General features: G+C 63.8%; 30 protein-coding genes. 20 read left to right on the top strand and 10 right to left on the bottom strand.

Translation table 11 applies throughout. The annotated features are described in order from the left end of the window. Positions 1-10: 10 nt before the first annotated feature. The 5 genes from ACQR07_RS31635 to ACQR07_RS31615 all read right to left on the bottom strand — a co-directional run bounded on the left by ACQR07_RS31635 (position 11) and on the right by ACQR07_RS31615 (position 3,441). Positions 11-1,489 (bottom strand): type II and III secretion system protein family protein, encoded by a 1,479-nt coding sequence (locus ACQR07_RS31635; protein ID WP_434905972.1) that lies wholly within the window; start codon positions 1,487-1,489, stop codon positions 11-13. Positions 1,490-1,506: 17 nt separating this feature from the next. After that, complete coding sequence (cpaB, locus tag ACQR07_RS31630) at positions 1,507-2,307, bottom strand: Flp pilus assembly protein CpaB (RefSeq protein WP_434905971.1); 801 nt, start codon at positions 2,305-2,307, stop codon at positions 1,507-1,509. A 125-nt stretch (positions 2,308-2,432) separates the two neighbouring features. Further along, positions 2,433-2,957, bottom strand: coding sequence for an A24 family peptidase (locus ACQR07_RS31625; RefSeq protein WP_434905970.1), 525 nt, complete (start codon positions 2,955-2,957; stop codon positions 2,433-2,435). Between the two features lie 101 nt (positions 2,958-3,058). Continuing rightward, complete coding sequence (locus ACQR07_RS31620; protein WP_434905969.1) at positions 3,059-3,193, bottom strand: hypothetical protein; 135 nt, start codon at positions 3,191-3,193, stop codon at positions 3,059-3,061. Between the two features lie 83 nt (positions 3,194-3,276). Continuing rightward, the gene (locus tag ACQR07_RS31615) at positions 3,277-3,441 is read right to left on the bottom strand and encodes a Flp family type IVb pilin (RefSeq protein WP_434865610.1); all 165 of its coding nucleotides are present in this window, start codon (positions 3,439-3,441) and stop codon (positions 3,277-3,279) included. A gap of 429 nt (positions 3,442-3,870) precedes the next feature. On the opposite strand from ACQR07_RS31615, the gene ACQR07_RS31610 reads away from it, so the two are divergent. From ACQR07_RS31610 to ACQR07_RS31595, 4 genes are all read left to right on the top strand, one after another. Then, positions 3,871-4,698 carry a sterol desaturase family protein gene (locus ACQR07_RS31610; RefSeq protein WP_434905968.1) on the top strand — a complete coding sequence of 276 codons (828 nt, stop codon included), beginning with the start codon at positions 3,871-3,873 and terminating at the stop codon, positions 4,696-4,698. A 193-nt stretch (positions 4,699-4,891) separates the two neighbouring features. After that, positions 4,892-5,332 carry a pilus assembly protein N-terminal domain-containing protein gene (locus tag ACQR07_RS31605; RefSeq protein ID WP_434905967.1) on the top strand — a complete coding sequence of 147 codons (441 nt, stop codon included), beginning with the start codon at positions 4,892-4,894 and terminating at the stop codon, positions 5,330-5,332. Between the two features lie 259 nt (positions 5,333-5,591). Next, complete coding sequence (locus ACQR07_RS31600; RefSeq protein WP_434905966.1) at positions 5,592-6,137, top strand: TadE/TadG family type IV pilus assembly protein; 546 nt, start codon at positions 5,592-5,594, stop codon at positions 6,135-6,137. Positions 6,138-6,154: 17 nt separating this feature from the next. Continuing rightward, complete coding sequence (locus ACQR07_RS31595) at positions 6,155-6,724, top strand: TadE/TadG family type IV pilus assembly protein (protein WP_434905965.1); 570 nt, start codon at positions 6,155-6,157, stop codon at positions 6,722-6,724. 328 nt (positions 6,725-7,052) lie between these two features. Here the strand turns inward: ACQR07_RS31595 and ACQR07_RS31590 are convergent, their stop codons facing one another. The 3 genes from ACQR07_RS31590 to ACQR07_RS31580 all read right to left on the bottom strand — a co-directional run bounded on the left by ACQR07_RS31590 (position 7,053) and on the right by ACQR07_RS31580 (position 9,287). Beyond that, positions 7,053-7,265 carry a cold-shock protein gene (locus ACQR07_RS31590; protein ID WP_011440687.1) on the bottom strand — a complete coding sequence of 71 codons (213 nt, stop codon included), beginning with the start codon at positions 7,263-7,265 and terminating at the stop codon, positions 7,053-7,055. Between the two features lie 294 nt (positions 7,266-7,559). Then, complete coding sequence (infA, locus tag ACQR07_RS31585) at positions 7,560-7,850, bottom strand: translation initiation factor IF-1 (protein WP_434865615.1); 291 nt, start codon at positions 7,848-7,850, stop codon at positions 7,560-7,562. 24 nt (positions 7,851-7,874) lie between these two features. After that, positions 7,875-9,287 (bottom strand): DEAD/DEAH box helicase, encoded by a 1,413-nt coding sequence (locus tag ACQR07_RS31580; RefSeq protein WP_434865616.1) that lies wholly within the window; start codon positions 9,285-9,287, stop codon positions 7,875-7,877. Between the two features lie 508 nt (positions 9,288-9,795). On the opposite strand from ACQR07_RS31580, the gene urtA reads away from it, so the two are divergent. The 16 genes from urtA to ACQR07_RS31500 all read left to right on the top strand — a co-directional run bounded on the left by urtA (position 9,796) and on the right by ACQR07_RS31500 (position 24,398). Then, the gene (gene urtA / locus ACQR07_RS31575) at positions 9,796-11,118 is read left to right on the top strand and encodes an urea ABC transporter substrate-binding protein (protein WP_434865617.1); all 1,323 of its coding nucleotides are present in this window, start codon (positions 9,796-9,798) and stop codon (positions 11,116-11,118) included. A gap of 139 nt (positions 11,119-11,257) precedes the next feature. Beyond that, positions 11,258-12,820 (top strand): urea ABC transporter permease subunit UrtB, encoded by a 1,563-nt coding sequence (urtB, locus tag ACQR07_RS31570; protein ID WP_434905964.1) that lies wholly within the window; start codon positions 11,258-11,260, stop codon positions 12,818-12,820. Continuing rightward, positions 12,817-13,971: an urea ABC transporter permease subunit UrtC gene (gene urtC / locus ACQR07_RS31565; protein ID WP_434905963.1), complete on the top strand. Its 1,155-nt coding sequence runs from the start codon at positions 12,817-12,819 to the stop codon at positions 13,969-13,971. Before urtB ends, urtC begins: the two co-directional genes overlap by 4 nt. Before the next feature lie 5 nt (positions 13,972-13,976). Beyond that, on the top strand, positions 13,977-14,738 hold the full coding sequence (urtD, locus tag ACQR07_RS31560) for an urea ABC transporter ATP-binding protein UrtD (RefSeq protein WP_434905962.1): 762 nt from the start codon (positions 13,977-13,979) through the stop codon (positions 14,736-14,738). A gap of 4 nt (positions 14,739-14,742) precedes the next feature. After that, entirely contained in the window at positions 14,743-15,438 is a 696-nt protein-coding gene (urtE, locus tag ACQR07_RS31555) for an urea ABC transporter ATP-binding subunit UrtE (protein ID WP_434905961.1), read from the top strand. A gap of 60 nt (positions 15,439-15,498) precedes the next feature. Further along, positions 15,499-16,335: an urease accessory protein UreD gene (locus ACQR07_RS31550; protein ID WP_434905960.1), complete on the top strand. Its 837-nt coding sequence runs from the start codon at positions 15,499-15,501 to the stop codon at positions 16,333-16,335. Between the two features lie 49 nt (positions 16,336-16,384). Further along, positions 16,385-16,687, top strand: a complete 303-nt coding sequence (locus ACQR07_RS31545) for an urease subunit gamma (protein ID WP_006612146.1) — start codon at positions 16,385-16,387, stop codon at positions 16,685-16,687. Positions 16,688-16,817: 130 nt separating this feature from the next. Next, positions 16,818-17,123 carry an urease subunit beta gene (locus tag ACQR07_RS31540; RefSeq protein ID WP_434905959.1) on the top strand — a complete coding sequence of 102 codons (306 nt, stop codon included), beginning with the start codon at positions 16,818-16,820 and terminating at the stop codon, positions 17,121-17,123. A gap of 4 nt (positions 17,124-17,127) precedes the next feature. Next, on the top strand, positions 17,128-17,667 hold the full coding sequence (locus ACQR07_RS31535) for an HD domain-containing protein (RefSeq protein WP_434905958.1): 540 nt from the start codon (positions 17,128-17,130) through the stop codon (positions 17,665-17,667). Between the two features lie 14 nt (positions 17,668-17,681). Next, positions 17,682-18,188 carry a hypothetical protein gene (locus ACQR07_RS31530; protein ID WP_434905957.1) on the top strand — a complete coding sequence of 169 codons (507 nt, stop codon included), beginning with the start codon at positions 17,682-17,684 and terminating at the stop codon, positions 18,186-18,188. A 44-nt stretch (positions 18,189-18,232) separates the two neighbouring features. Then, entirely contained in the window at positions 18,233-19,948 is a 1,716-nt protein-coding gene (ureC, locus tag ACQR07_RS31525) for an urease subunit alpha (RefSeq protein ID WP_434905956.1), read from the top strand. 48 nt (positions 19,949-19,996) lie between these two features. Further along, positions 19,997-20,296, top strand: a complete 300-nt coding sequence (locus ACQR07_RS31520) for a putative quinol monooxygenase (protein WP_434905955.1) — start codon at positions 19,997-19,999, stop codon at positions 20,294-20,296. A gap of 27 nt (positions 20,297-20,323) precedes the next feature. Then, positions 20,324-20,983, top strand: coding sequence for an urease accessory protein UreE (locus tag ACQR07_RS31515; protein WP_434905954.1), 660 nt, complete (start codon positions 20,324-20,326; stop codon positions 20,981-20,983). Next, positions 20,970-21,692: an urease accessory protein UreF gene (locus ACQR07_RS31510; RefSeq protein WP_434905985.1), complete on the top strand. Its 723-nt coding sequence runs from the start codon at positions 20,970-20,972 to the stop codon at positions 21,690-21,692. The genes ACQR07_RS31515 and ACQR07_RS31510 overlap by 14 nt, the downstream gene beginning before the upstream one ends. Positions 21,693-21,819: 127 nt before the next feature. After that, positions 21,820-22,443, top strand: coding sequence for an urease accessory protein UreG (gene ureG, locus ACQR07_RS31505; RefSeq protein WP_434905953.1), 624 nt, complete (start codon positions 21,820-21,822; stop codon positions 22,441-22,443). A 296-nt stretch (positions 22,444-22,739) separates the two neighbouring features. Next, on the top strand, positions 22,740-24,398 hold the full coding sequence (locus ACQR07_RS31500; RefSeq protein ID WP_434905952.1) for a CHASE domain-containing protein: 1,659 nt from the start codon (positions 22,740-22,742) through the stop codon (positions 24,396-24,398). Positions 24,399-24,478: 80 nt separating this feature from the next. Here the strand turns inward: ACQR07_RS31500 and ACQR07_RS31495 are convergent, their stop codons facing one another. Beyond that, entirely contained in the window at positions 24,479-25,027 is a 549-nt protein-coding gene (locus ACQR07_RS31495; RefSeq protein WP_006612137.1) for a sigma-70 family RNA polymerase sigma factor, read from the bottom strand. After that, positions 25,028-25,264: a NepR family anti-sigma factor gene (locus ACQR07_RS31490; RefSeq protein WP_434865631.1), complete on the bottom strand. Its 237-nt coding sequence runs from the start codon at positions 25,262-25,264 to the stop codon at positions 25,028-25,030. Positions 25,265-25,347: the final 83 nt, after the last annotated feature.

Raw genomic sequence — 25,347 nt, 5'->3', positions numbered from 1 at the left:
TTGTCCCAGCTCAGTCCGTGATGAAGCCGTAAGTGCCGCGATAGTTGCGCCCGGACTCGGTCCGGCCGGGCACGCCGTAGATGCGGTTGATGCTGCCCAACAGCTCGGCCTGCGGGTCGGACGCCGCGGCAAAGCCGTCGTCGGGACGGGAGAGATCCTTCTGAGCGACGGCGCGGACCACGAAGGGCGTGACCAGCACCATCAGCTCCGTCTGGTTGTTGACGTAGTCGCGGCTGCGGAAAAGCGCGCCGAGGACGGGAAGCTGCATCAGGCCCGGCATGCCGCTGATGGCCTGCTTGGTCTGCTGCTGGATCAGGCCGGCCATCGCCATGGCGCCGCCCGAGGGAATCTCCAGCGTGGTTTCGGCGCGGCGGGTCTTGATGGACGGGACGGTCAGCGAGTTCACGGTCGTCGAGCTGACCGCCTGCGACAGCGTGATCGAGTTCTCGTTGGAGAGCTCGGACACCTCGGTCATCACTCGCATCGAGATGCGGCCTTCACTCAGGACGACCGGGGTGAAGTTCAGCGAAATGCCGAACTTCTTGAAGCTGATCTGCGTGGTACAGACATGGGTCGTCGGGTCGCACGAATAGCCGGCGGGGACCGGGAACTCGCCGCCGGCGATGAACGTCGCCGACTCGCCGGAGATCGCCGTCAGGTTGGGCTCGGCCAGGGTGCGGATCACGCCGGCGTTTTCCATCGCCCGCAATGTGGCCTGCACGGTCGGAGTCGCTCCCAGCGCCGCGCTGATGGCGTTGTTGGAGACGAGATTGCTGCCATAGGCGGTGAACGGATTCGAGTTGGCGAACTTGACCACGGCGGTGCCGTAGTTGAGCTGGCCGGACAGATCGATGCCGAGCTGCTTGACGATCGAGCGCTGCACCTCGGCGACCGTCACCTTGAGCATGACCTGGTCACGGCCGCGCACCGTGATGGAGTTGACGACCTTGTCGGCGCCGCCGGCCAGCCGTGCGGCGAGCTCGCCGGCCTGCTGAGCCTCGATCTGGTTGGCGGCCGAGCCGGTCAGCACGACGCCGTCGCCGAGGCCTTCGATCTGGATGTCGGCATTGGGCAGCAACTGCCGCAGGGCGGCGCGTGCGCCGTTGAGGTCGCGCTTGACCGCGATGTCATAGGCGGCGATCTGCTGACCCTGCGCGTCGAAGAACACGATGTTGGTCTGGCCGACAGTCGCGCCGATGATGTAGGCGCGCTGCGATGAGCGGACCACCGCATTGGCGATCTTCGGATCGGCGACCAGGACATCCTTGATCTCGCGGGGCAGGTCGATGACCACCGACTTGCCGATTCCGAGCGCCAGGAAACGCGCATTCATCTGTCCGTCGGCTGCGGCGGCCGTGACCGCCGGGCGGTAATCCGCCGCGATCACCGGCGCCAGCGCCGGATTCAGGGTCAGCGCAGCGGCCGCCGAAAACGACAGCGCGCGGACCACCGAGGTCCGCAGTTTCCGCTGATTTTCGCTGCATGTCATTGTAGAGGTCCTCTCGGTCACTTCTGCGTCGTCATCGTGCTGGGAATGCCGAAGCGGATGACGGCAACACTGTCGCCGCGCCTGCGGGTGGTCTCGTCCGTGCGGTTCTCGGCGACGTTGACGTCGGCGATGCTGCGGAGCGCCAGCGACAAGGTTCCGGTCTGCCGCGAGCGCGCCAGCGTCTCCGCCTGCGCCGGCTTCAGCTCCAGGGTGACCGTCTTGCCCACGACGGTGGTCTGGCCATCCTTCTCCTTGGGCGCCTGGTCGATCGCCAGCACGCGGATGTTCGACAGAATGATCTCGGAGCTGATGACGTCGCCGGCGTTCGGCTGATCGGGATTGCGCTCGCGCTTGGACAGGATGACGTCGACGCGGTCGTTCGGCAGGATGAAGCCGCCGGCGCCGGTCTCAGGCGAGATCTCGGTGGACACGGCCCGCATCCCCGAGGGGAGGATCGCCGCCATGAAGCCGGAGCCGTCGGATTTGACGAGTTTCTGCTCGCGGATCGGCTCGCCGGCAATGAAGGGCGCGCGCGCGATCGTGCCGGTGACCTGCGCCTGGCCTTCGGGACGATCGGTGCGGCGAATGAAGCTCGCGCTCGCCGTCGAGGCCGGCCAGCTCTGCCACTGCAGGTCCTCGGGCTTGAGCGAGTGGCCGAGGCCGATGTCGGATTTGGCGACGAGAACGTCGACCGTCTGCACCGGCGGAGCGGCCGCGGCGACCGGCGCCGGCCGCTCATCGGATCCACTTGCGAGATATGCGGCCACGCCGCCCGCGCCCACAGCGATGGTCAGAACCACAATGCGTGCGGTATTCATACGCTTCACTTTCCACATTACGCCGCGACGCTTCCGCCGCCGTAATGGGAGTTGAGCAGTTATTCGTCAAAGCATGGTTAATGAGGCGTATCTAAATCGCCTTAACACCGCGTTCACACGGTGCATCAGGGCATCGCGAAGCGCGCGGCGTCGATTGCCTTCACCCAGTCGGTGTCCGGATAGACCATCAATGCGCCCAACGCGAGCGCAATGCCATAGGGCACGCCGCTCTCCTTGGCGTGCAGCCGCGCAAGCCACGACTGTCCGGCCAGCATATAGGGCAGTGGCCACTGCCGGAACTGCATCAGCACGAGCGTGAGGACGCCGCCGAAGATCGATGCATAGAGCAGGTAGTTCATCAAATGTGCAAAGCCGAACCATAGGGCAGCCGCAGCCGCAACCTTGGCGTCGCCGCCGCCGATCCAGCCGAATGCGAAGCATGCGAAGGCGATGGCGAGCAGGGCTGCCCCCGCGCCGAGATGAGACAGGATGTCCTGGAGGCCCATGCCGCTCAGCGGTGCCAGCACCACAAATCCGGCGATCAGAGCCAGCGAGACCCGGTTCGAAATGGTCATCGTGAACAGGTCGCTCGCCGCGGCGAACGCCATCAGGGCCGGAAACAGCAGAAGGCGCGCAAGATCGAGGGTCATGAGTTCCGACGGCGTTGGCCGGCGCGGGATGCGCTGATACCCGAACCTAGCGGGAAGACCTAAATGATCGGAAAACGGCCGGGCGGGCAGGCCGGCGGGAATTACAGCAGGCTGAGGATCCGGGCGGCGAGCGTGATGATCGACAGACCCAGGGCCAGGCACACCCAGCGTGTCGTCGCATCGGCCTGGCTGAGGGGCCGCCTGGATGCAGCGGCGGGCAAAACGTGGTTACGCATGACTGAACGCCACCGGTCAGGAAACTCAAAACAATAAAGGCCCCGGATCGCCGGGGCCTTTTTTGCTCGATCGTGACGACCGCTTACTTGAGCGACGTGTTGATCTGGCCGAACTTGGAGCTCAGGCTGGTGCCGAGGCCGTTCACGGCCGCGATGATCGCGAGCGAGATGCCGGCAGCGATCAGGCCGTATTCGATCGCGGTCGCGCCGGATTCATCCTTCACGAAGCGAGCAAGAAGATTCTTCATAGGTAACTCCATGTACACGTGGCTGGTCGAACAAATTTTGGTCGTGGCGGCGTTCTCAGCACCGTGACCATGCGGGTTACCCTAGGCGTGAGGCATTTCGGCGTAGTTAATTCGGTCCGCGAAACTCAGGGACAAATGGCAGTTGTTGTGCAGAGTAAATTTGGGCTGAAGTGCGCGACAAAAATTCGAAACTTTTCTACGCGGCGGTTTCAGCCGGTTCTTGGCTAACCGCAGCGCTACGGAACGGCGACAGACGCTCTCGATCCGTTTGCGTGTAAGACGACCAGTCCACGCGCGCTATGACATTTGAGTCGTGCACGGATTGGCGGTTGGGCGCCGTCCGCTCCGCTCACACCGTTGCCCCGCGGTTCACGGCTCCTTAAGCGCAACGGAGTACGCCTCGGGAAAGTTCATGAGATGAGGCACGTTATGTCCGGTCTGCCATGGGAGGTCGCGCTGATGCTCGGCCAGACCATCGAGAAGGTCCTGCCGATCACGCTGTGTCTGGCCGTCGTCTTTTCGGTGCTCAGCCATTTCTGGGCGTGCAATCCGGGCAAGCCGTGGTGGCAGAAGCGCGAGCTCGTCACCGACATGGTCTACTGGTTCTTCGTCCCGGTGTTCGCGCGCGTGCTCCGGATCGGGTTGCTGGTGCTCGGAGCGGGGGTGGTCTTCAAGATCCACGACGCCGATGAATTGATCGCGTTCTACGAGAACGGCCATGGCCCGCTGGCGCAATTGCCGGAATGGCTGCAGGGACTGTTGTTCCTCGTGCTCTCCGATTTCATGCTGTACTGGACGCACCGGCTGTTCCACGGTGGCGAGTTCTGGAAATATCACGCCGTCCATCACTCTTCGGAGGACCTGGAGTGGATCTCGGCGGCGCGGTTTCATCCGATCAACCTGATCCTCGGCACGATCGTCGTCGATGTGATGCTGCTGATGGCGGGCATCTCGCCGAACGTGATGATCTGGGTCGGTCCGTTCACAACCTTCCACTCCGCCTTCGTGCACGCCAATCTCAACTGGACGCTCGGACCGTTCAAATATGTCCTGGCCACGCCGGTGTTCCATCGCTGGCATCACACCTCGCTCGAGGAAGGCGGCAATACCAATTTCGCCGGCACGTTCCCGCTCTGGGACATCCTGTTCGGGACGTTCCGGATGCCGGAGGGCCGGCTGCCCGAGAGCTACGGCAAGGACGAAGCCGCGATGCCCGGCGAATTCGCCGGTCAGCTCGCTTTCCCGTTCCGCCGTTGAGCGGTGACGGAGGCTTAAAGGGAGCGGCTGGTGTTTGCAGATCGTTCACCAATTGAGCGCAGATTTGCCGCGTCGGGCGCCGTCACCGCTGCGTATCGCTTGAGACGGCTCGTCAATGTCCCGGGGTTCTAGAATGTCGTTCAGTGTGCGTCGTCCTCGTCTTTCCCTCGCATGGTGCGCCGTGGCGGCCGTCATGCTGCTGTGGCCGGCCGCTGCCTCGGCCGATCCCGATCCTGCCATCGCCGTGAATGTCGACCAGGCCAAGCTGGTCAAGCTGCCCGACAAGGTCGCCACTCTCGTCGTCGGCAATCCGATGATTGCGGACGTGACGCTGCAGAGCGGAGGCATCATCGTCGTCACCGGAAAGAGCTACGGCGCCACCAACTTCATCGCCATGGACCGCGCCGGCCAGGTGCTGGTCGATCGCCAGATCCAGGTCGCCGGCCCGACCGACCGGCTGGTGACGATCTATCGTGGCGTGGATCGAGAGACCTATAGCTGCATGCCCGTCTGTCAGCGCCGCGTCACCCTCGGAGACGGCGATTCCTACTTCAAGTCCGCGCTCGATCAGGCCGGAACGATGTCGAGCACGGCAAGCGGCAGCGCGGCGTCCGGGGCGGCAAAGACTAATTAAGCCCTGCGGCAGCGCCCGTATGGCGTTTCCTTCACTGACAGATGCGTCATGGAGCGCATTCACGCGGCCCCTTTCAGGGGCCGCATCGCGTTCGCGCGCCGGGCGCAGCGGCAGGGCAGAAGCGGCGGCACTCGTGCATGGTTAGCGGATGGTTGACGGGCGGCCCCGGCTCGTTCGGATTGTAGGAAACTCTTTGCCAACAAGTTTCCGCTATTTCTTTCACCCAGGTTGATGTGCCTCCTCATATTCGGATGATCTCATGCAAGCGTCCTCGACCGGCTCCTTTCGCAGGCTGGTGCGTCGATTCCGGCGCAACCGGCGAGCCTCGGCCGCCCTCGAATTCGCGCTGGTCGCGCCGGTCTTCTTCGCGCTGCTGTTCGCCATCATCGAAACGGCCCTGATGTTCTTCGCCAATCAGGTCCTGGAGACTGCGACGCAGGATTCGGCGCGCATGATCCTGACCGGACAGGCCCAGAGCGGCGGCTACAGCCAGCAGGATTTCTCGGATTACGTCTGCAACAAGACCTCGGTCTCGGTGCTGTTCAGCTGCGCCAAGATCTATATCGACGTGAAGAGCTACTCGAAATTCGCCGACGTCTCGATCAGCAGCCAGATCGACAATTCCGGCAACTTCATCAACAACATGACCTACAGCCCCGGGGCCGCGGGCGATATCGTCGTCGTCCGGCTGTTCTATCAATGGCCGATCTTCGTGACCCAGCTCGGCTACAACATCGCGAACCTGTCCGGCAGCAAGCGGCTGCTGGTCGGCACGGCCGCCTTCAAGAACGAGCCCTACTCATGAACCCGGCAGGAACTGTCATGCAAGGTCGGAATCTGAAGGATCGTCTGCTCTGTCGCTTCGGCGCGTTTCGCGCCGACAAAAGCGGCGTGGCCGCCACCGAATTCGCGTTCATCGTGCCGCTCATGCTGGTGATGTTCTTCGGCACGGTGGAGTTCTGCTCGGCTATCGCCGTCGACCGCAAGGTCACCCTGATGGCGCGAACGCTCTCCGACCTGACGTCGCAATCGACCACGGTTGGCGACAGCGACATGTCGAACTTTTTCGCGGCCTCGACCGGCATCATGTATCCGTACGCGACATCGCCGGTGAACGCGACGATCACCGAGCTCTACGTCGATCCGACATCGAAGCAGGCGACCGTGGTGTGGAGCAAAGGGTCGGCGGTGCGAGCGGTTGGAACGACGGTGGGCGTGCCGGCGGACCTGCTGGTCAGTGGCACCTATCTGATCTTCAGCGAGGTGACCTATCAGTACGTGCCGACGATCGGCTACGTCATGGCCAAGACCGGCATCAATCTCGGCGACGTCGCCTATACGCGTCCGCGGCAGTCGACCTGCGTGTACTACTCTCCCAAGACGAGTTGTTGAGCCTCATATCGTCGAACGATCCCGCCATCGTCCGATGGCGGGGCCATCGCATATGGAGATGCGGGGCTGTCGCGACGAACGATCCTGACAGTTAGTTACTCCGTCATGCCCCGGCATCCACGTGGTCCCCGCGTGTTGAACGACGTGGATGGCCGGACAGGCCCGGCCATGACGACGTGGGGGAAGAAGCGCGCACCACTCCCATCGTCAGATGCGATAGCCCTGGGTCTGCTTGGGAGGGCGGTAGCCGAAACAGCAGACATGAAAAAGGCCGCCCGAGGCGGCCTTTCGTTTTGGTCGGGACGATCTGGCGATCGTCTCACGCAGCTCAGCTGGCCGCGCGGAGATTGTCGGCCGAGGACTTGCCCGAACGGCGGTCAGCCACGATCTCGTAGGAGATCTTCTGGCCTTCGCGCAGCGTGCCGAGACCAGCGCGCTCGACGGCGCTGATGTGCACGAACACGTCGTTGCCACCGTCGTCCGGCTGGATGAAGCCATAGCCCTTGGTCGCGTTAAACCACTTCACGGTTCCCATGCTCACGGGGGTAGTTCCCTTCTCAGATATCAAATGTCGTAACCCAGGATTCTGGGCTGGTTAGATCGAATTTTTGGAAGGGTCGTCAGCGTCTGAACCGGCTGTACCGGTAATAGCTAATCTCGTCCGGCCGAAAATCGATTGCCGCATATATTATTGGAAATGGGCGCGCAAAACAATCCTGAGGTGCGTGGGCGCGCATGATTTTTTACCGCGCCGGCCAGGGGGCCGACGCGCTGATTGCGCAAGATATGATCATGCCCAAATGGGCGGAACAATGTTCCGCCCGGCGACGGCAGCTCAGCGGCGGCGAAACTGCCCGCCCCGTTGCGCCCCGCCCCGCGGGGGGCCGCCCGGGCTGCTGGGCCGCTCGTCCTTATGGCGGAAGATCAGGCGGCCTTTTTCCAGATCGTAGGGCGACATTTCGACGGTCACGCGGTCTCCCGCGAGCGTCTTGATGCGATTCTTTTTCATCTTGCCGGCGGTATAGGCGACGATTTCGTGCCCAGCGTCGAGCTGCACGCGGTAGCGCGCGTCGGGAAGGATTTCGGTGACCAGCCCTTCGAACTGGATCAGCTCTTCCTTAGCCATGTCTTTCTCCAGATCGATAGACGTCTAGTTTGGCCGGTGGTTGCGGTTTTGAGCGTGGTTTTTGGGTCTGCCCTCGCGATGCAGGAATGCAACGCCCTGAATCGACCCGGCCTTGCCGCCGCCTTGCGACGGACGTTGGGGCTCCTGACGATTGCCTGGCAGAGACGCCACCTTAGCATTGGAACGGCGACGTCCGCGAGGGCCTTTTGCGGCGTTGCCCCCGTCGTTGGGCCGCGCATTCTGCATGCCAGGACGGCCGCCACGATGCTGCTGCGGCTTGGCCGCCGGGGCTGCTTCGCGGTGACCCGGCGTGCGGCGGTCGTCGCGCGGCAGCGAGATCTTGATCAGCCGCTCGATGTCACGCAGGTAGGACATCTCGTCCGCCCCGGCCACCAGCGAGATCGCGACGCCTTCGGCGCCGGCGCGCGCGGTGCGGCCGATGCGGTGGACATAGGTCTCGGGCACGTTCGGCAGGTCGAAATTGACGACATGGCTGACGCCGTCGACGTCGATACCGCGCGCCGCGATGTCGGTTGCCACCAGCGTGCGGATCTCGCCGGAGCGGAACGCCGCCAGCGTGCGCTCGCGGTGGTTCTGCGACTTGTTGCCGTGGATCGCCTGGGCCGGGATGCCGGCCTTTTCCAGGCTCTTCACGACCTTGTCGGCGCCGTGCTTGGTGCGCGTGAACACCAGCGCGCGGTTGACCGGCTCGCCCTTGAGCAGCTGAGCCAGCAGGCTCGGCTTGGCCGAATGATCGACCTGGATGACGCGCTGGGCAATGCGCTCGACGGTCGACGACACCGGGGTCACCGCCACCCGCGCCGGATCGCGCAGCATCGCGTCCGCGAGCTCGGCGATGTCCTTCGGCATGGTTGCCGAGAAGAACAGCGTCTGCCGCTTGATCGGCAGCTTGGCGACGATCTTCCGGATGTCGTTGATGAAGCCCATATCGAGCATGCGATCGGCTTCGTCGAGCACGAGAAATTCGACATGGCTCAGCTTCAGGGCGTTGCCCTGGACCAGGTCGAGCAGGCGGCCTGGCGTCGCCACCAGCACCTCGAGGCCTGGCATGACGGCGCGGACCTGGCGTCCCATCGGGACGCCGCCGATCGCGAGCGCCGAGCTCAGCCGGATGTGGCGGCCATAGGTGTTGAAGCTGTCGAGGATCTGGCCCGACAGCTCACGCGTCGGGCTCAGCACGAGCACGCGCGCCGTCTTCGGCTGCGGCTTGATCCGGTTCTGCATCAGGCGATGCAGGATCGGGAGCGCGAACGAGGCGGTCTTGCCGGTTCCCGTCTGCGCGATCCCGACCACGTCGCGGCCTTCGAGCGCGAGCGGAATGGTCTGGGCCTGAATCGGGGTGGGGGTGGTGTAGTTCTCTTCCTTCAGCGCGCGCGTCAGCGCGTCGGCGAGGTTAAAATCCTGGAAGGATGTCAAAGACTGGGCTTTCCATAAGAGGATAAGGCCCGGGTCGGCAGGCAGCCGAACGCGGGTGGGTGATCAAAGAGACACCCGCGTGTTTGGAGCGCCTAGATTGGATTGGTGAGGATGCAAAGCCAGAAGCTCGAGTCGAGCCAAAGAACACGCGGCTTGCAGAGATCCGGCCGATTCGCCTCGATCTATCAGGTATATGGAACAGGTGGACGACACTTTCAAGGCCGTTGCGCAACGGATTGGCGAATGGGCTGGTACTCTGCTGCTCTAAATTTAGCCAGTCGAAACAAAGTGCATATTTTATACGCTTCTTGCCGGCTGATTAATCAGCGGGCTTGCGCGAGCTTTAGGCAGGTCGTTGCGACCTTCCGTCGCGATTGTGACGAGTTTTATATTTAAAACAAAGACTTAACAGAAGTGCTCGGCATGGCATGCTTCTTGCGATTCTTCCGCCGCAGACCGACGGCCGCCTTGGCTGCAAAGCTTGTCTGCGTCAGGGAGACATTATCGCATGCTTACTCGACTCACTCAGGAATTAACGGCGCCGTTCAGCCGCCGTCGCTGGCTGGCTGCTGCTGCCGGCCTGGCACTCGGCGCAGCCGGCTTTGGCCCGGCGATGGCCGCCGACGACACCATCAAGATCGGCGTTCTGCATTCTCTGTCCGGCACCATGGCCATCAGCGAAACCACGCTGAAGGATACGATCCTGTTCCTCATCGACGAGCAGAACAAGAAGGGCGGCGTGCTCGGCAAGAAGCTCGAGGCCGTCGTCGTCGACCCCGCCTCGAACTGGCCGCTGTTCGCCGAGAAGGCCCGCGAGCTGATCACCAAGAACAAGGTCTCGGTGGTGTTCGGCTGCTGGACCTCGGTGTCGCGCAAGTCGGTGCTGCCGGTGTTCAAGGAGCTCAACAGCATCCTGTTCTACCCGGTCCAGTACGAGGGCGAGGAGAGCGAGCGCAACGTGTTCTACACCGGAGCGGCGCCGAACCAGCAGGCGATCCCGGCGGTCGACTACCTGATGAAGGAAGAGAAGGTGAAGCGCTGGGTGCTGGCCGGCACCGACTACGTCTATCCGCGCACCACCAACAAGATCCTGGAAGCCTACCTGAAGTCGAAGGGCGTGGCTCAGGACGACATCATGATCAACTACACGCCGTTCGGTCACTCCGACTGGCAGACGATTGTCGCCGACATCAAGAAGTTCGGCTCGGCCGGCAAGAAGACCGCCGTGGTCTCGACCATCAACGGCGACGCCAACGTTCCGTTCTACAAGGAGCTCGGCAACCAGGGCATCAAGGCGAAGGACATTCCGGTCGTCGCGTTCTCGGTGGGTGAGGAAGAGCTCGCCGGCATCGACACCAAGCCGTTGATCGGCCATCTCGCCGCCTGGAACTACTTCGAGTCGATCAAGACCCCGGCGAACGAGAAGTTCATCAAGGAGTGGCAGGCCTACACCAAGAATCCGAAGCGCACCACCAACGACCCGATGGAAGCCCACGTGATCGGCTTCAACATGTGGGTGAAGGCGGTCGAGAAGGTGAAGTCGACCGATCCGGACAAGGTCATCGACGCACTTCCGGGCATCGAGGCGCCGAACCTGACCGGTGGCGTGTCGAAGATGCTGCCGAACCACCACATCACCAAGCCGGTGTTCATCGGCGAGATCAAGGGCGATGGCCAGTTCAGCGTCGTCTACAAGACCAAGGATCTCGTCCCGGGCGACGCCTGGTCGAAGGAGCTCGAGGGCTCCAAGGACCTGATCGGCGACTGGGTCGGCAAGAAGTGCGGTAACTTCAACACCAAGACCAACAAGTGCCTGGGCTCGGGCACCTGATCTGAGCCTTGCGACGTCGTTACGACCTGAGAAGGCGGCAGTCTTGCCGCCTTCTCTTGACCTCCTGAACTCCTGCCGGGGTTATCCAGTGCCTGCGATTTTTCTCGCGCTTTTGCGCGGCCTTGTTCTATCGATTGCCTTGACCGTCGCGACCGCTCCGGCTTTCGCCGCCAGCTTCGAAGAGTCCGTCGCCAAGTTCGCCAACGATGATTTCTCCGACACCGACGAGGCGGTGGGCGAGATCGCCGTCTCCGGCAACCCGCTCGCCTACGCGATCATCAGCGCGCTGCAGGATGAGCGGCTGATGTTCGATACCGAGACCAAGAAGGTCTATGTCAAGCAGGCCGACGGCAAGATCATCGACGCCGCCACCGGCGCCGAGGTCGACAAGCTGCCGGACAACGCAGCCGCAGTCAGCCTCAACAACCGGCTGCGCCGCACCGTGGATGCCGCGCTCGGCGGCTTGACGCTGCTGTCGCCGGACACCAACACCCGCCTGACCGCGGCGAAATCCGTCTTCAAGTCGCATGACGAGGCGACGCTGCCGACGGTGGAATCGGCGCTCGCCAAGGAGACCAATCGTGCCGTCAAGCAGGCGCTCAGCGAGGCGCGTGCCGCCATCCTGCTGTTCAAGTCCGACGCCAGCGAGGTCGACAAGCTCGAAGCCGTCGCGACGGTGAAATCGCGCGGCGACCAGGAGGCGCTGGCCCTGCTCACCGAGGTCAGCGGCGGCGATCAGCCCGCCAACGTCGCCAAGGCGGCGGCGAGCGCGATCTCGTCGATCCAGGGCTCGCTCGCGATCTGGTCCGGCGTGCAGAACGCCTGGTATGGACTGTCGCTCGGCTCGGTGCTGCTGCTGGCTGCCATCGGGCTGGCCATCACCTTTGGCGTCATGGGTGTCATCAACATGGCTCATGGCGAGATGGTAATGCTCGGCGCCTACACCACCTTCGTGGTCCAGGAGGTCATCCGCACCAGCTATCCGGCGCTGTTCGACTATTCCTTGCTGATCGCCGTTCCGCTCGCCTTCCTGGTGGCCGGCGCGATCGGCGTGCTGATCGAGCGCACCATCATCCGCTTCCTCTACGGCCGGCCGCTCGAGACGCTGCTCGCCACATGGGGCCTGTCCCTGATCCTGCAGCAGGTCGTTCGTACCGCGTTCGGACCGACCAACCGTGAAGTCGGCAATCCCTCCTGGATGAGCGGCGCGTTCGAGCTCGGGCAGATCACCATCACGTATAATCGGCTCTGGATCCTCTGCTTCACGATGGCGGTGTTCGCGATTCTGCTGGCGATGCTGCGCTACACCGCGCTCGGCCTCGAAATGCGCGCGGTGACGCAGAACCGGCGCATGGCCGCATCGATGGGTATCGCCACCTCGCGCGTCGATGCGCTCACCTTCGGACTCGGCTCCGGCATCGCGGGCATCGCCGGCGTGGCGCTGTCGCAGATCGATAACGTCAGCCCGAATCTCGGCCAGAGCTATATCATCGACTCCTTCATGGTGGTGGTGTTCGGTGGCGTCGGCAATCTCTGGGGCACCCTGGTCGGCGCCTTCACGCTCGGCATCGCCAACAAGTTTCTCGAGCCGGTCGCCGGTGCCGTGCTCGGCAAGATCGCGATCCTGGTGCTGATCATCCTGTTCATTCAGAAGCGCCCGCGCGGCCTGTTCGCGCTCAAGGGCCGGGCGGTGGAAGCATGATGCCGCATCTCCTGACGAGGTCGCTGGACCGCGCCGCGACCATCTTCGTGCTCGTGGTCGCGGCCTGCGGCATCCTGATCCCACTGTCCAACCTGCTGCTGCCGGCGGGCTCTGCGCTGCAGGTGCCGACCTATCTGGTCGCGCTGTGGGGCAAGTATGTCTGCTACGCGATCCTGGCGTTGTCGATCGACCTGATCTGGGGCTATTGCGGCATCCTCTCGCTCGGCCACGGCGCGTTCTTCGCGCTCGGCGGCTACGCGATGGGCATGTACCTGATGCGCCAGATCGGCACCCGCGGCGTCTACGGCAATCCGATCCTACCGGATTTCATGGTGTTCCTGAACTACTCCAAGCTGCCCTGGTACTGGCACGGCTTCGACATGTTCTGGTTCGCAGTCCTTATGGTGCTGCTGGTGCCCGGATTGCTCGCGTTCTGCTTCGGCTGGCTCGCCTTCCGCTCACGCGTGACCGGCGTCTACCTGTCGATCATCACCCAGGCGATGACCTACGCGCTGCTGCTCGCCTTCTTCCGCAACGATTTCGGCTTCGGCGGCAACAACGGCTTGACCGACTTCAAGGACATTCTCGGCTTCAATGTCCAGGCGGAAGGCACCCGCGCTGCGTTGTTCGCGCTCAGTTGCCTTGCGCTGATCCTTGCGTTCCTGATCTGCCGTGCCGTCGTGTCGTCGAAGCTCGGCAAGGTGCTGATCGCGATCCGCGACGCCGAATCGCGGACGCGCTTCCTCGGCTATCGCGTCGAGTCCTACAAGCTGTTCGTGTTCACGCTGTCGGCCTGCATGGCCGGCGTCGCCGGCGCGCTCTACGTCCCGCAGGTCGGCATCATCAACCCGAGCGAGTTCGCCCCCGGCAACTCGATCGAGGCGGTGATCTGGGTCGCCGTCGGCGGCCGCGGCACGCTGGTCGGCGCGGCGCTCGGCGCCGTCGTCGTAAACTACGCCAAGACGTTCTTCACGTCAGGCATCCTCGCGCCGTACTGGCTGTTCATGCTCGGCGCGCTGTTCGTGCTCGTCACCCTGCTGCTGCCGAAGGGCATTGTCGGCACCTTTAATTCGTGGTGGGAGCAGTTCAGCGCCAAGTCATCGAGCGCCGCCCGCAAGGACGGTGTTACCGAACCCAAGATGGCGGAGTGAGCGTCATGAACGTGATGGATACAAGATCGACCTCCGCGCTGCTCTATCTCGACGGCGTGCACGTCTCGTTCGACGGCTTCCACGCCATCAACAATCTCTCGCTGACGCTGGAGCCCGGCGAGATGCGCGCCATCATCGGCCCGAACGGCGCCGGCAAGACCACGATGATGGACATCATCACCGGCAAGACCAAGCCGGACGAGGGCACCGTGCTGTTCGACGGCAAGACCAACCTCACGCGCCTGGACGAGACCCGCATCGCCGAGCTCGGCATCGGTCGCAAGTTCCAGAAGCCGACAGTGTTCGAGAGCCAGTCGGTCGAGGACAATCTGCTGCTCGCGCTCAACGTCGACCACAGTGTCAAGGGTACGCTGTTCTGGCGCGGCTCCAGGGGCGAGGCCGAGCAGATCGACCGCGTGCTCGAGACCGTGCGCCTCAAGGACGTCCGCCGCAAGCTTGCGGGCAGCCTGTCGCACGGCCAGAAGCAGTGGCTGGAGATCGGCATGCTGCTGGCGCAGGATCCGAAGCTGCTGCTGGTCGACGAGCCGGTCGCAGGCATGACCGATGTGGAAACGCATCAGACCGCCGAGCTCTTGAAGCAAATCAACAAGGATCACACCGTCATGGTCGTCGAGCACGACATGACCTTCGTGCGCGAACTCGGCGTCAAGGTCACCTGCTTGCACGAAGGCACGGTGCTGGCCGAGGGCACCATCGATCAGGTGTCGTCGAACGACCGCGTGATCGAAGTGTATCTGGGGCGCTAAGGCGATGTTGGACGTCAAGGACATCAACCTCTATTACGGCGCCGCCCAGGCGCTGCGCGGCGTCTCGATCGCGGCGGAGCCCGGCAAGGTCACCTGCGTGCTCGGCCGCAACGGCGTCGGCAAGACCTCGCTGCTGCGGGCGCTGGTCGGGCAATATCCGCTGGCCTCCGGCACCATCACCTTCGATGGCGCCGACATCACCCATCTCAAGCCCTATGAGCGGGCGCGCAAGGGCATCGGCTTCGTGCCGCAGGGCCGCGAGATCTTTCCGCTGCTGACCGTCGAGGAGAACCTCAAGACCGGCTTCGGCCCGCTCAAGCGCGCCGACCGCAGCATTCCGGACGACGTGTTCTCGCTGTTTCCGGTGCTGGAATCGATGCTCGGCCGACGCGGCGGTGACCTCTCAGGCGGCCAGCAGCAGCAGCTCGCGATCGGTCGCGCCATGGTGATGCGTCCCAAGGTGCTATTGCTGGACGAGCCGACCGAGGGCATCCAGCCCTCGATCATCAAGGACATCGGCCGCGCCATCTCCTATCTGCGCAATCTCGGCAACATCGCCATCGTGCTGGTCGAGCAGTATCTCGACTTTGCCTGCGAACTCGGCGACAACTTCGCGGTCATGGATCGTGGTGCGGTGAAGTTTACCTGCACCCGCGCCAATCTCGATCAGGCCGAGATCAGCCGCCAGATGGCGCTGTGATCGTCATCCAGTTTCGTCGACGCGGCCTCACCCGCGTCTGATCCCAGGGGGAGGGGATCGATGCCGGCCGATCCCGTCAGTGCAACTGCTGACATCTTCGAGGCCAACCGCGCCCGCGGTGCGGTGCGCTTCGACGTGCGGCTGCAGGACGGTGTGACGCGGCGCCATCACCTCCATGAGTCAGGCTCGCTGCGCGTCCGCTTTCCCTCGCCCGAGGACGACGGTCTCTCGGCGATGTTCGTCAACACGGCCGGCGGCATCGCCGGCGGCGACCGCTTCGCCGTCGAGGTTGCAGCCGGCGAGGGCACGCGGATCACGCTGTCGAGCGCAGCGGCCGAGAAGGTCTATCGTGCTCCCGGCAGGCCCGCCGAACTCGACATCGCACTGACAGCTGCGCCCGGCGCGCACATCTCCTGGCTGCCGCAGGAGACCATCCTGTTCGACCGCGCCCGCATCCATCGCCGCATCGACATCGAGCTCGCCGACACGGCCTCGCTGCTGCTGTGCGAGATTGTCGTGTTCGGCCGCACGGCCATGGGCGAGCGCATGCGCGAGGGCGAGTTCGTCGATCGCTGGCGGCTGCGCCGTGGCGGCAAGCTCGTGTTTGCCGAGACCGTCCGTCTCGACGGCGACATCGGTGACAAGCTCGTTCGGCCGGCCATCGCCAACGGCGGGGCGGCGATTGGGACGGCGCTGATCGTACCGGCAGAGGCCGCGCTGATCGAGCGCATCAGGGAGAGTCTGCCGGCCTTCCGGGGCGAGGCCGGACTATCCGCCTGGAATGGATTTGCAATGGCGCGCTTCTGTGCCCAAGATGCCGCGAGCCTGCGCGCCGACATGATGGCGGTGCTCGGCTCTGCCTCGCCGGTGCCGCTGCCGCGGCTGTGGCTGAATTAGACGTTTACGAAGCAACTATTATCCAGAAGACGATCACCAGAGAGTCCGCATGAACCTGTCTCCCCGCGAAAAGGACAAGCTCCTGATCTCGATGGCCGCCATCGTGGCCCGCCGCAGGCTCGAGCGCGGCGTCAAGCTCAACCATCCCGAGGCGGTCGCGATCATCTCCGACTTCATCCTGGAAGGCGCGCGCGACGGCCGCACCGTGGCCGAGCTGATGCAGTCCGGCGCCCAGGTCCTGACCCGCGACCAGGTGATGCCGGGCATCCCCGAGATGATCCACGACATCCAGGTCGAAGCGACGTTTCCGGACGGCACCAAGCTCGTCACGGTGCACGAGCCGATCCGGTGAGGTGAGCACAAACATTTTGGCCGTCATGCCCGGGCTTGACCCGGCATCCACGCCCTCTGATCCGAAAGGTGGGACGTGGGTGGCCGGGACAAGCCCGGCCATGACGGAGTGGAAACATGCGAGGTAACACATGATCCCCGGCGAACTCTTCATCCAGGACGGCGAGATCGAGCTCAATGCCGGCCGCAAGACGATGACCATTTCGGTCGCCAACACCGGCGACCGGCCGATCCAGGTCGGCTCGCACTACCATTTCTTCGAGACCAATCCGGCGCTGAAGTTCGATCGCAAGAAAGCGCGGGGCATGCGGCTCGACATCGCCGCCGGCACCGCGGTGCGCTTCGAGCCCGGCCAGACCCGCGAGGTGCAGCTCGTGGCGCTCGCCGGCAAGCGCACCGTGTACGGCTTCCGCGGCGACGTCATGGGCAAGCTGTAGAGCGATGCTGACCGGATTGCGCCTCGTTTCCGAAGCGGCCGAGCTGGCGGCGCGCCGTCACGCCGGCCAGAAGCGCAAGGGACGCGACGAGGAGCCGTATATCAACCATCTCGCCGAGGTCGCGAACATCCTGTCGCTCGGCTGCAACGGCGAGGATGCAGAGCTGGTCGCGGCCGGCTGGCTGCACGACGTCATCGAGGACACCGATACGGCGGTCGACGAATTGTCGGAGCGCTTTGGACGACGCGTCGCCGGCATGGTCGAGGAGGTCACTGACGACATGACCCTGCCGAAGAGCGAGCGGCGTGCCGTCCAGATCATCGCGGCTCCTGGCAAATCCGATGACGCCAAGCAGATCAAGATCGCCGACAAGATCAGCAACATCCGCGCCCGCATCGTCTTCGAGCCGGACCTCGAGCAGCAGCTCGAGTTGATGGAGTATGTCGGCTGGGCCGAGCAGGTCGTCGCCGGCTGCCGCGGCGTGAACGCACGGCTCGATGCGCTGTTCGATGAGACAGTGGCCAATGCGCGGGGGACGCTGTGAGCGGCTTGGCGCGGATGTCCTCGGCCGCCGTCTATGGCCTGTGCGCGGCATCGGCTGTCGCGTGGTTTCCTGCCTCGGCCGCGGACGACCGGCGCTGGCGCGTGTTCGAGCAGGACGAGGGCGCTCTGCTGGCGCCCAGTCGGAGCGATGAGGCGACCGACGATGTCGGATCGCCGTCTTTCCGCTGCAAGGCCAAGTCCGGGACCATGGCTGTCACGGGCGATGCCAGTCAGGAACTTCGCAATGCGGTTGCGGATCTTCTGCGCTCGAACGCCTATCCGCAGGTCGAGATGGTCCCGGCAAGCCGCTTCGGGCAGACGCTGCTGAGCGTGTCCTACAGCGAGGCTGGATCGGTCTGGGAGTACAGCTTCGATTTGGACGCCGATGCGCCCGCTTTCGAAGCCTTCAAGCGCAGCGGACGACTGACGTTCAAGATCGGCAAGACCACCATCCGCGAAGAGTTCAAGATCGGTCTCGAGAACGTCGCCAAGTTTCAATCGATCTGCGCGCGCCCGAAATGATCCGCGCGCTGGGAATAGTTGAGAGCTAGAGGCTGGAGCACGACATGTCCGTCAAGATCAAGCGTTCCGTCTATGCCGACATGTTCGGCCCGACCACCGGCGACAAGGTGAGGCTCGCCGACACCGATCTCATCATCGAGGTGGAGAAGGATTTCACCACCTACGGCGAGGAGGTGAAGTTCGGCGGCGGCAAGGTCATTCGGGACGGCATGGGTCAGTCGCAGGCGACCAACAAGCAGGGCGCCGCCGACACCGTCATCACCAACGCGCTGATCGTTGACCACTGGGGTGTCGTGAAGGCCGACGTCGCGATCAAGGAGGGCATGATCGCGGCGATCGGCAAGGCGGGCAATCCCGACATTCAGCCCGGCGTGACCATCGTCATCGGCCCTGGCACCGACGTGATCGCGGGCGAGGGCAAGATCCTCACAGCCGGCGGCTTCGACAGCCACATCCATTTCATCTGCCCGCAGCAGATCGAGCACGCGCTGATGTCTGGCGTCACCTCGCTGCTCGGCGGCGGTACTGGCCCGTCGCACGGCACCTTCGCCACCACCTGCACGCCCGGCCCTTGGCACATCGGCCGGATGATGCAGTCGTTCGACGCCTTCCCGGTCAATCTCGGCATTTCAGGCAAGGGCAACGCCTCGCGGCCGGCAGCGCTGGTCGAGATGATCAAGGCCGGCGCCTGCGCGCTGAAGCTGCATGAGGACTGGGGCACGACGCCGGCCGCGATCGACAACTGCCTCTCGGTCGCTGATGACTACGACGTGCAGGTGATGCTGCACTCGGACACGCTGAACGAGTCCGGCTTCGTCGAGGACACCATCAAGGCCTTCAAGGGCCGCACCATCCACGCCTTCCACACCGAAGGCGCCGGCGGCGGCCACGCGCCTGACATCATCAAGGTCGCGGGATTGAAGAACGTGCTGCCGTCCTCGACCAATCCGACGCGACCGTTCACGCGCAACACCATCGACGAGCATCTCGACATGCTGATGGTCTGCCATCATCTCGATCCGTCGATCGCCGAAGATCTCGCCTTTGCCGAGAGCCGCATCCGCAAGGAGACCATCGCGGCCGAGGACATCCTGCACGATCTCGGCGCGCTCTCGATGATGTCGTCGGACTCGCAGGCGATGGGCCGGCTCGGCGAGGTCATCATCCGGACGTGGCAGACCGCCGACAAGATGAAGAAGCAACGCGGCGCCTTGCCGCAGGACAAGGGCAAGGACAACGACAATTTCCGCGTCAAACGCTACATCGCCAAATACACGATCAACCCGGCGATCGCACATGGCGTGTCGAAGCTGATCGGCTCAGTCGAGAAGGGCAAGCTCGCCGACCTAGTGCTGTGGTCGCCGGCGTTCTTCGGCGTCAAGCCGGACTGCGTCATCAAGGGCGGCACCATCGTGGCGGCGCCGATGGGCGATCCCAACGCCTCGATCCCGACGCCGCAGCCGGTGCATTACCAGCCGATGTTCGGCGCCTTCGGCAAGTCGCTGACGGCGTCCTCGGTGATCTTCACCTCGAAAGCCGCCGTGACCGGCGGGCTCGGTCGCAAGCTCGGCCTCTCCAAGAAGCTCTATGCGGTGCAGAACACCCGCGGCAGGATCTCGAAGAAGAGCATGATCCACAACGACGCGACGCCGAACATCGAGGTCGATCCCGAGACCTACGAGGTACGGGCGGACGGCGAACTCCTGACCTGCGAGCCGGCCGAGGTGCTGCCCATGGCGCAGCGCTATTTCATGTTCTAAGCTTCTTCCCGGTACCCAGAACCAGAAACGTACCGGGAGGACTGCTTCGTGATCTATGTCGTTGCCACCTTGACCATCAAGCCCGAAACGCGTGCCGAATTCATTGCCGCCGCGACGGCCTGCATTGCGGGCACGCGCCAGGAACCCGGCAATATCGCCTATGATTTGCACGAGAGCGTCACCGATCCGAGCAGGATGGTCTTTGTCGAGCAGTGGGAGAACGCCGAGGCGCTGGTGCCGCATCGCGCCACCGAGCACATGAAGACGTTCGGTCGCGTCGCGGTGAAATGCATGGCCGCGCCGCCCAAGATCGAGATCATCACGCCCGAGAAGGTCGATGTCCGCTGAGCGGAATAACAGAATGAGGATTTCAGCATGATCCGCGCCACGCGTGTGCTCGGGCAGCATCGTTGGACACAGGCGGCTGCCGATTCCGTTCTGCTCGATTTCGATGATCGGCACCGGCGGCGGCTGGCGATGACGGGCACGCGCGGGCTCGAGTTCCTGCTCGACCTCGAGCACGCCACCGCGCTGCGCGGTGGCGATGCGCTGGTGCTGGAAGATGGCCGGCTGATCGAGGTTGTCGCGGCAGCAGAGCCGCTGCTCGAGATCCGCGCCAGCGACCCGCACCACCTGGTGCGGCTCGCCTGGCATCTCGGCAACCGGCATCTGCCGACCCAGATCATGGCCAAGAGCCTGCGCATCCGGCGTGATCACGTGATCGAGGCGATGGTCAAGGGCCTCGGCGCCCGTGTCATCGAGATCGAGGCGCCGTTCGATCCCGAGGGCGGCGCTTACGCCGAGCCCAGCCATGCCCACGGCCATGATGACCACGACCATCACGGCCATGATCATCATCAGAATGATCACCACGGCCATGATCACCATGGCCATGATCACGATCATGCCGGCCACGCGCATGCGCATCATGGCCATGATCACGGCCACGCGCATGATGACCATCATGAGCATGATGAGCATTGCGGCCACGACCATCATCACCATGGTCATTCCCATGCTCATGACCACAAGTGAGCGGCCGAGCTCCCCGGTCGCCATGATCGACACGGACAGCGCGGCGCTCTACCGGTTGATGACGTGGCTGTCCCCGGCCTTCCCGGTCGGCGGTTTCTCCTATTCCAGCGGCATCGAATGGGCGGTCGAGGCCGGCGACATCGGCGATGCCGCCTCGCTGCGCGGCTGGCTCTCGACGATGCTCACCGACGGCTCGGGCTTTTGTGACGCGGTGTTTCTCGCGCATGCGCATCGGGCGGTCGAGCTCGACGATGCCGAGGGTCTCCGCGAGGTGGCTGAGCTTGCCGCCGCCTTCGTGCCGTCGCGCGAGCGCCAACTGGAAACGAGCGCGCAAGGACGCGCCTTCATCGAGATTGCACGTTCCGCCTGGTACTGCGCGGGCCTCGACGAGGCGGTCTCGCGATGCGAGACGATCGTCTATCCCGTCGCCGTCGGACTGGTCGGTGCTGTGCACGCGGTCCCCTTGCGACTGCTGCTGCACGCCTTCCTTCATGCCGTGACCTCCAATTGGATTTCGGCGGGCAGCCGTTTGATCCCGCTGGGGCAGACCGATAGCCAGCGTGTGCTGGCGGCGCTCGAGCCGGTGGTCACGGCAACGGCCATCCGGGCGTCGTCCGCCTCGCTCGACGACATCGGCAGCGCGACGTTCCGGGCCGACCTCGCCAGTTTCCGCCACGAAACCCAGTACACGAGGTTGTTCCGCTCGTGAGACGCGCGCTCCTCGCGATGAGCGGAGGTGTCTATTGAGTCGAAGGTGCGGGTGACCACGCGGCGCGGTAATTTGAAATGTGAGTTACTGGTCCCGGCTGACGCGGGACGACAGAAGGACAAATGCTATGGCTTCGTCTCATGGTCCGCTTCGCGTGGGCGTCGGTGGTCCGGTCGGCTCGGGCAAGACCGCGCTGATGGACCTGCTCTGCAAGTCGATGCGCGGGCGTTACGACATCGCCGCGATCACCAACGACATCTATACGAAATGGGATGCGGAATATCTGGTCCGCTCCGGCTCGTTGACGCCGGACCGCATCGCCGGCGTCGAGACCGGTGGTTGTCCGCATACGGCGATCCGCGAGGACGCGTCGATGAATCTCGCGGCCGTGGCCGACATGCGGGCGAAATTTCCCGGCCTCGACCTGGTGCTGATCGAATCCGGCGGCGACAACCTTGCCGCGACCTTCTCGCCGGAGCTGGCTGACATCACCATCTACGTCATCGACGTCGCGGCCGGCGACAAGATTCCGTCGAAGGGCGGTCCCGGCATCACCCGTTCCGACCTGCTGGTGATCAACAAGATCGATCTCGCGCCGCATGTCGGCGCCTCCCTCGAGAAGATGGAGACCGATGCCAAGCGCATGCGCGGCGAACGCCCCTTCGTCATGACGAACATGAAGAAGAGCCAGGGGGTGGACCGGATCATCGCCTTCATCGAGGCCAAGGGCGGGCTCAAGCCGCCCGCATGAACCTTGGCGAGGCGCCCGATACCTCTCACTGATCCGGACCTTGGGCTACAGCGTTGACAGCTGCGCTGCTCTGAGCCGAACTCAAAAAAGCCGTACCGCATCGGAACAACTTGACGGCCCGGCGGTTGGCTCGTGCCGGGGTCTGCCTGTCGAAAACATGCGCGACGGTCGGATCGCCGGAGACGTCCCGCCCGATTGATTTTGCTCGCATCGAGGTGCTCATTGATTGAGTAACAGGCCCGGTTATTGGATGTCTCGTGCTGCCTTTCGCCAACCCTTGATCTCAGAGTAAACGAGTGCTCCGGCTGGGTGTCATCATTGGTGTGATCGCGCTGGTTGGAACGGCGCTCTCCGGCTTGGCCGCCTATCGCGTTCACGAACAGGAACTGGCTATCGATCGGATCGCCCTGGCGCGCGCCATCGACGTTCACGCCAGTCTGGTCCAGGACCGGCTGACGGAGCGCGAGCTTCTGGCCCGGGTGGCTTCCGGATTGTTCAGGGCGCCGTCCGTCATCAAAGCCAACATGCTGGAGCCGCTGCGCTCGTCGATCTATGCCTTCAAGGCCGATTTCGTCATTGCCTCCTGGGTCGCACGGCTGAGGCCAGAAGAACTCCCGACCGCGCAAGCCGAGCTGCGCCAGGCGGGGTTTCCGAATCCTGTCATCCGCAACTATGACGACGCCCCGCTGGATCCTGGTACCCTCACGCACCCGATCGACGTCCTGATGGATCTCGAGCCACGCAACGCGGAGACCTCCCGGCTGCCCGGCGTGGCCCTGGACAGCCAGCCGATCATCGGCCCAATGCTGGGGCGGGCCATGTCGGAGGGCAAGCCTGTCGCATCCGATCCAACGCCTCTGTTGCGTGCCGACGGACCGATCGGAATCGTGCTGGCTGCTCCCGTGGTGCCTCAGGGAGCGACGGCACCGGCCGGCTTCGTCACGTTTTCCTACGAGATCGGACCGCTGCTGCTCACCAACGACGATCTCTCCCTGTTCTCCGTCGCGCTGAAGGATCCCCGCAACGCGTCCGAAGAACTGGTCGCCAACGATCAGGGCGCGGTGTCGGAGCGCACGCGTGGGCCGGACGACCCTGCACCGTCTTCGACCCGCACCGTCGCTTTCGGCAATCACGATTGGTCGCTGGTATACTATGCCAAGAGCAACACGTTGCGGCGGGCGCAGCAGACTGCAGCCATCGTCGGCGTCATCGGACTTGCATTGACCGGAATCATTTGCGGGCTGTTCGGCTACGTCGTCTACAACAATCTGCGGCTGAGCCGCGAAATCCAGGTGCGGATCGGCTTCGAGCGTCGGCTGACGGCCGTGATCGACGAGCTGAATCACCGGGTCAAGAACATCCTGGCCGTGATCCAGTCGATCGTCACCCGGACGCTGCGGCATGGCAGCGACATCGACGTGGCGCGTGAGCTTCTGATCGGTCGGATTCACGCGATGTCGAACGTGGTCACGCTGCTGAGCGAGAGCCAATGGCAGGGTGTTCAACTGCGCGGCCTGTTCGAAGCCCGCGCCATTCCTCACGCAGAGCGGATCGCCGTCAGCGGTCCGGACATCACGGTCAGCGCGCGGGCGGCGCAAAGCCTGTCGCTGTTGTTTTTCGAGCTCGCCTCGCACTCCGACGAGGGCCTGTCGCTGGTGGGGAAGCATCCGCACATCACGGCGAAATGGGACGTCACCGGCGAGGAGCCGAACGCCGTGTTTCAGTTCCGCTGGGAGGAGTTCAACACCAGTGAAGCCACCCGCAGGCCCGACAGCGATTTCGGCCTGATCCTGCTCGATCGCGTCGCGCCGGAGGCCCTCGGGGGCACGTCCAAGCGCTTCTTCACCGAAGCGAGCTATGTCTACGAGCTGACCGCTCCGATGGACACGGTCGTCGACATCACCGAGCGTGATCGCACGGAGCAGTTCTCGGCTCCTGTGCATCCGTCTCGCTGAAGCGCCGCGGCCGACAACAAGCAAACGGCGGCCCTCTTTCGAGAGCCGCCGCTTGTATTCGCCAGCCGCTACGCTGCAGGTCAGCCGCCGCTGCCACCGATCACGGCGCGGACAGTTTCATCCGGGCCGAAATCCTCGGCACCTTCGACATAGAGCAGCGCCGCCAGCTTCGAGCGCGCGCGGTTGACGCGGCTCTTGATGGTGCCCACCGCGCAGCCGCAGATCGCCGCAGCGTCCTCATAGGAGAACCCCGAAGCTCCCACCAGAATGAGCGCTTCGCGCTGATCCTGCGGCAGCTTTTCGAGCGCCGCCCGGAATTCCTCGAATTCCAGATGAGCGCCCTGCGACGGATGCGTCTTCAGCGTCTTGGCGTAGTTGCCTTCGGCATCTTCCACCTCGCGCCGGCGTTTGCGATAGTCGGAGCGGAACAGATTGCGCAAAATCGTAAACAACCACGCGGGCAGGTTGGAGCCCGGTTGAAATGAATCGATATTGGCCAACGCCCGAAGCAACGTCTCCTGCACCAGATCATCGGCGCGATCGCTGTTGCCACTTAACGAAATCGCAAATGCGCGGAGGCTTGGGACGGCCGCAAGGATATCGTCCCGCAAGGAATCAGTGAGAGGCATTCACTCCCTCCCGTCGTTCTGGTCGTTGGATCCCCCGCCGTTCTCCACGTGGGACTGTGCTGCCGGAACATCAAGCTTACGGATCAAATCCGTGAACCGATCAGGCACCCCCTGACGAACGACATCGTCGTACATCGCGCGAAGTTGATGACCAATTCGGGATTGGATTTCCGCGTTCAATCCGCCGGGCTTGCGCGGTGCCGCATTCTTGCTGGCTTGAGACTTTACATCTTTCATGACCTTTTCCACGTTTCCCCGAGAGTTAAGTCCCTGAAGCTTCAAGAATTATCCTCGCCACCGAGGGGGTCTGTCGGGAACTA

The sequence above is a fragment of the Bradyrhizobium sp. HKCCYLS20291 genome, assembly GCF_051167715.1.
In the GTDB taxonomy this organism is placed as follows: Bacteria; Pseudomonadota; Alphaproteobacteria; order Rhizobiales; family Xanthobacteraceae; genus Bradyrhizobium.
The sequence above is the reverse complement of the archived record's forward strand: the minus strand, read 5'-3'. Positions and strand labels throughout refer to the sequence as shown.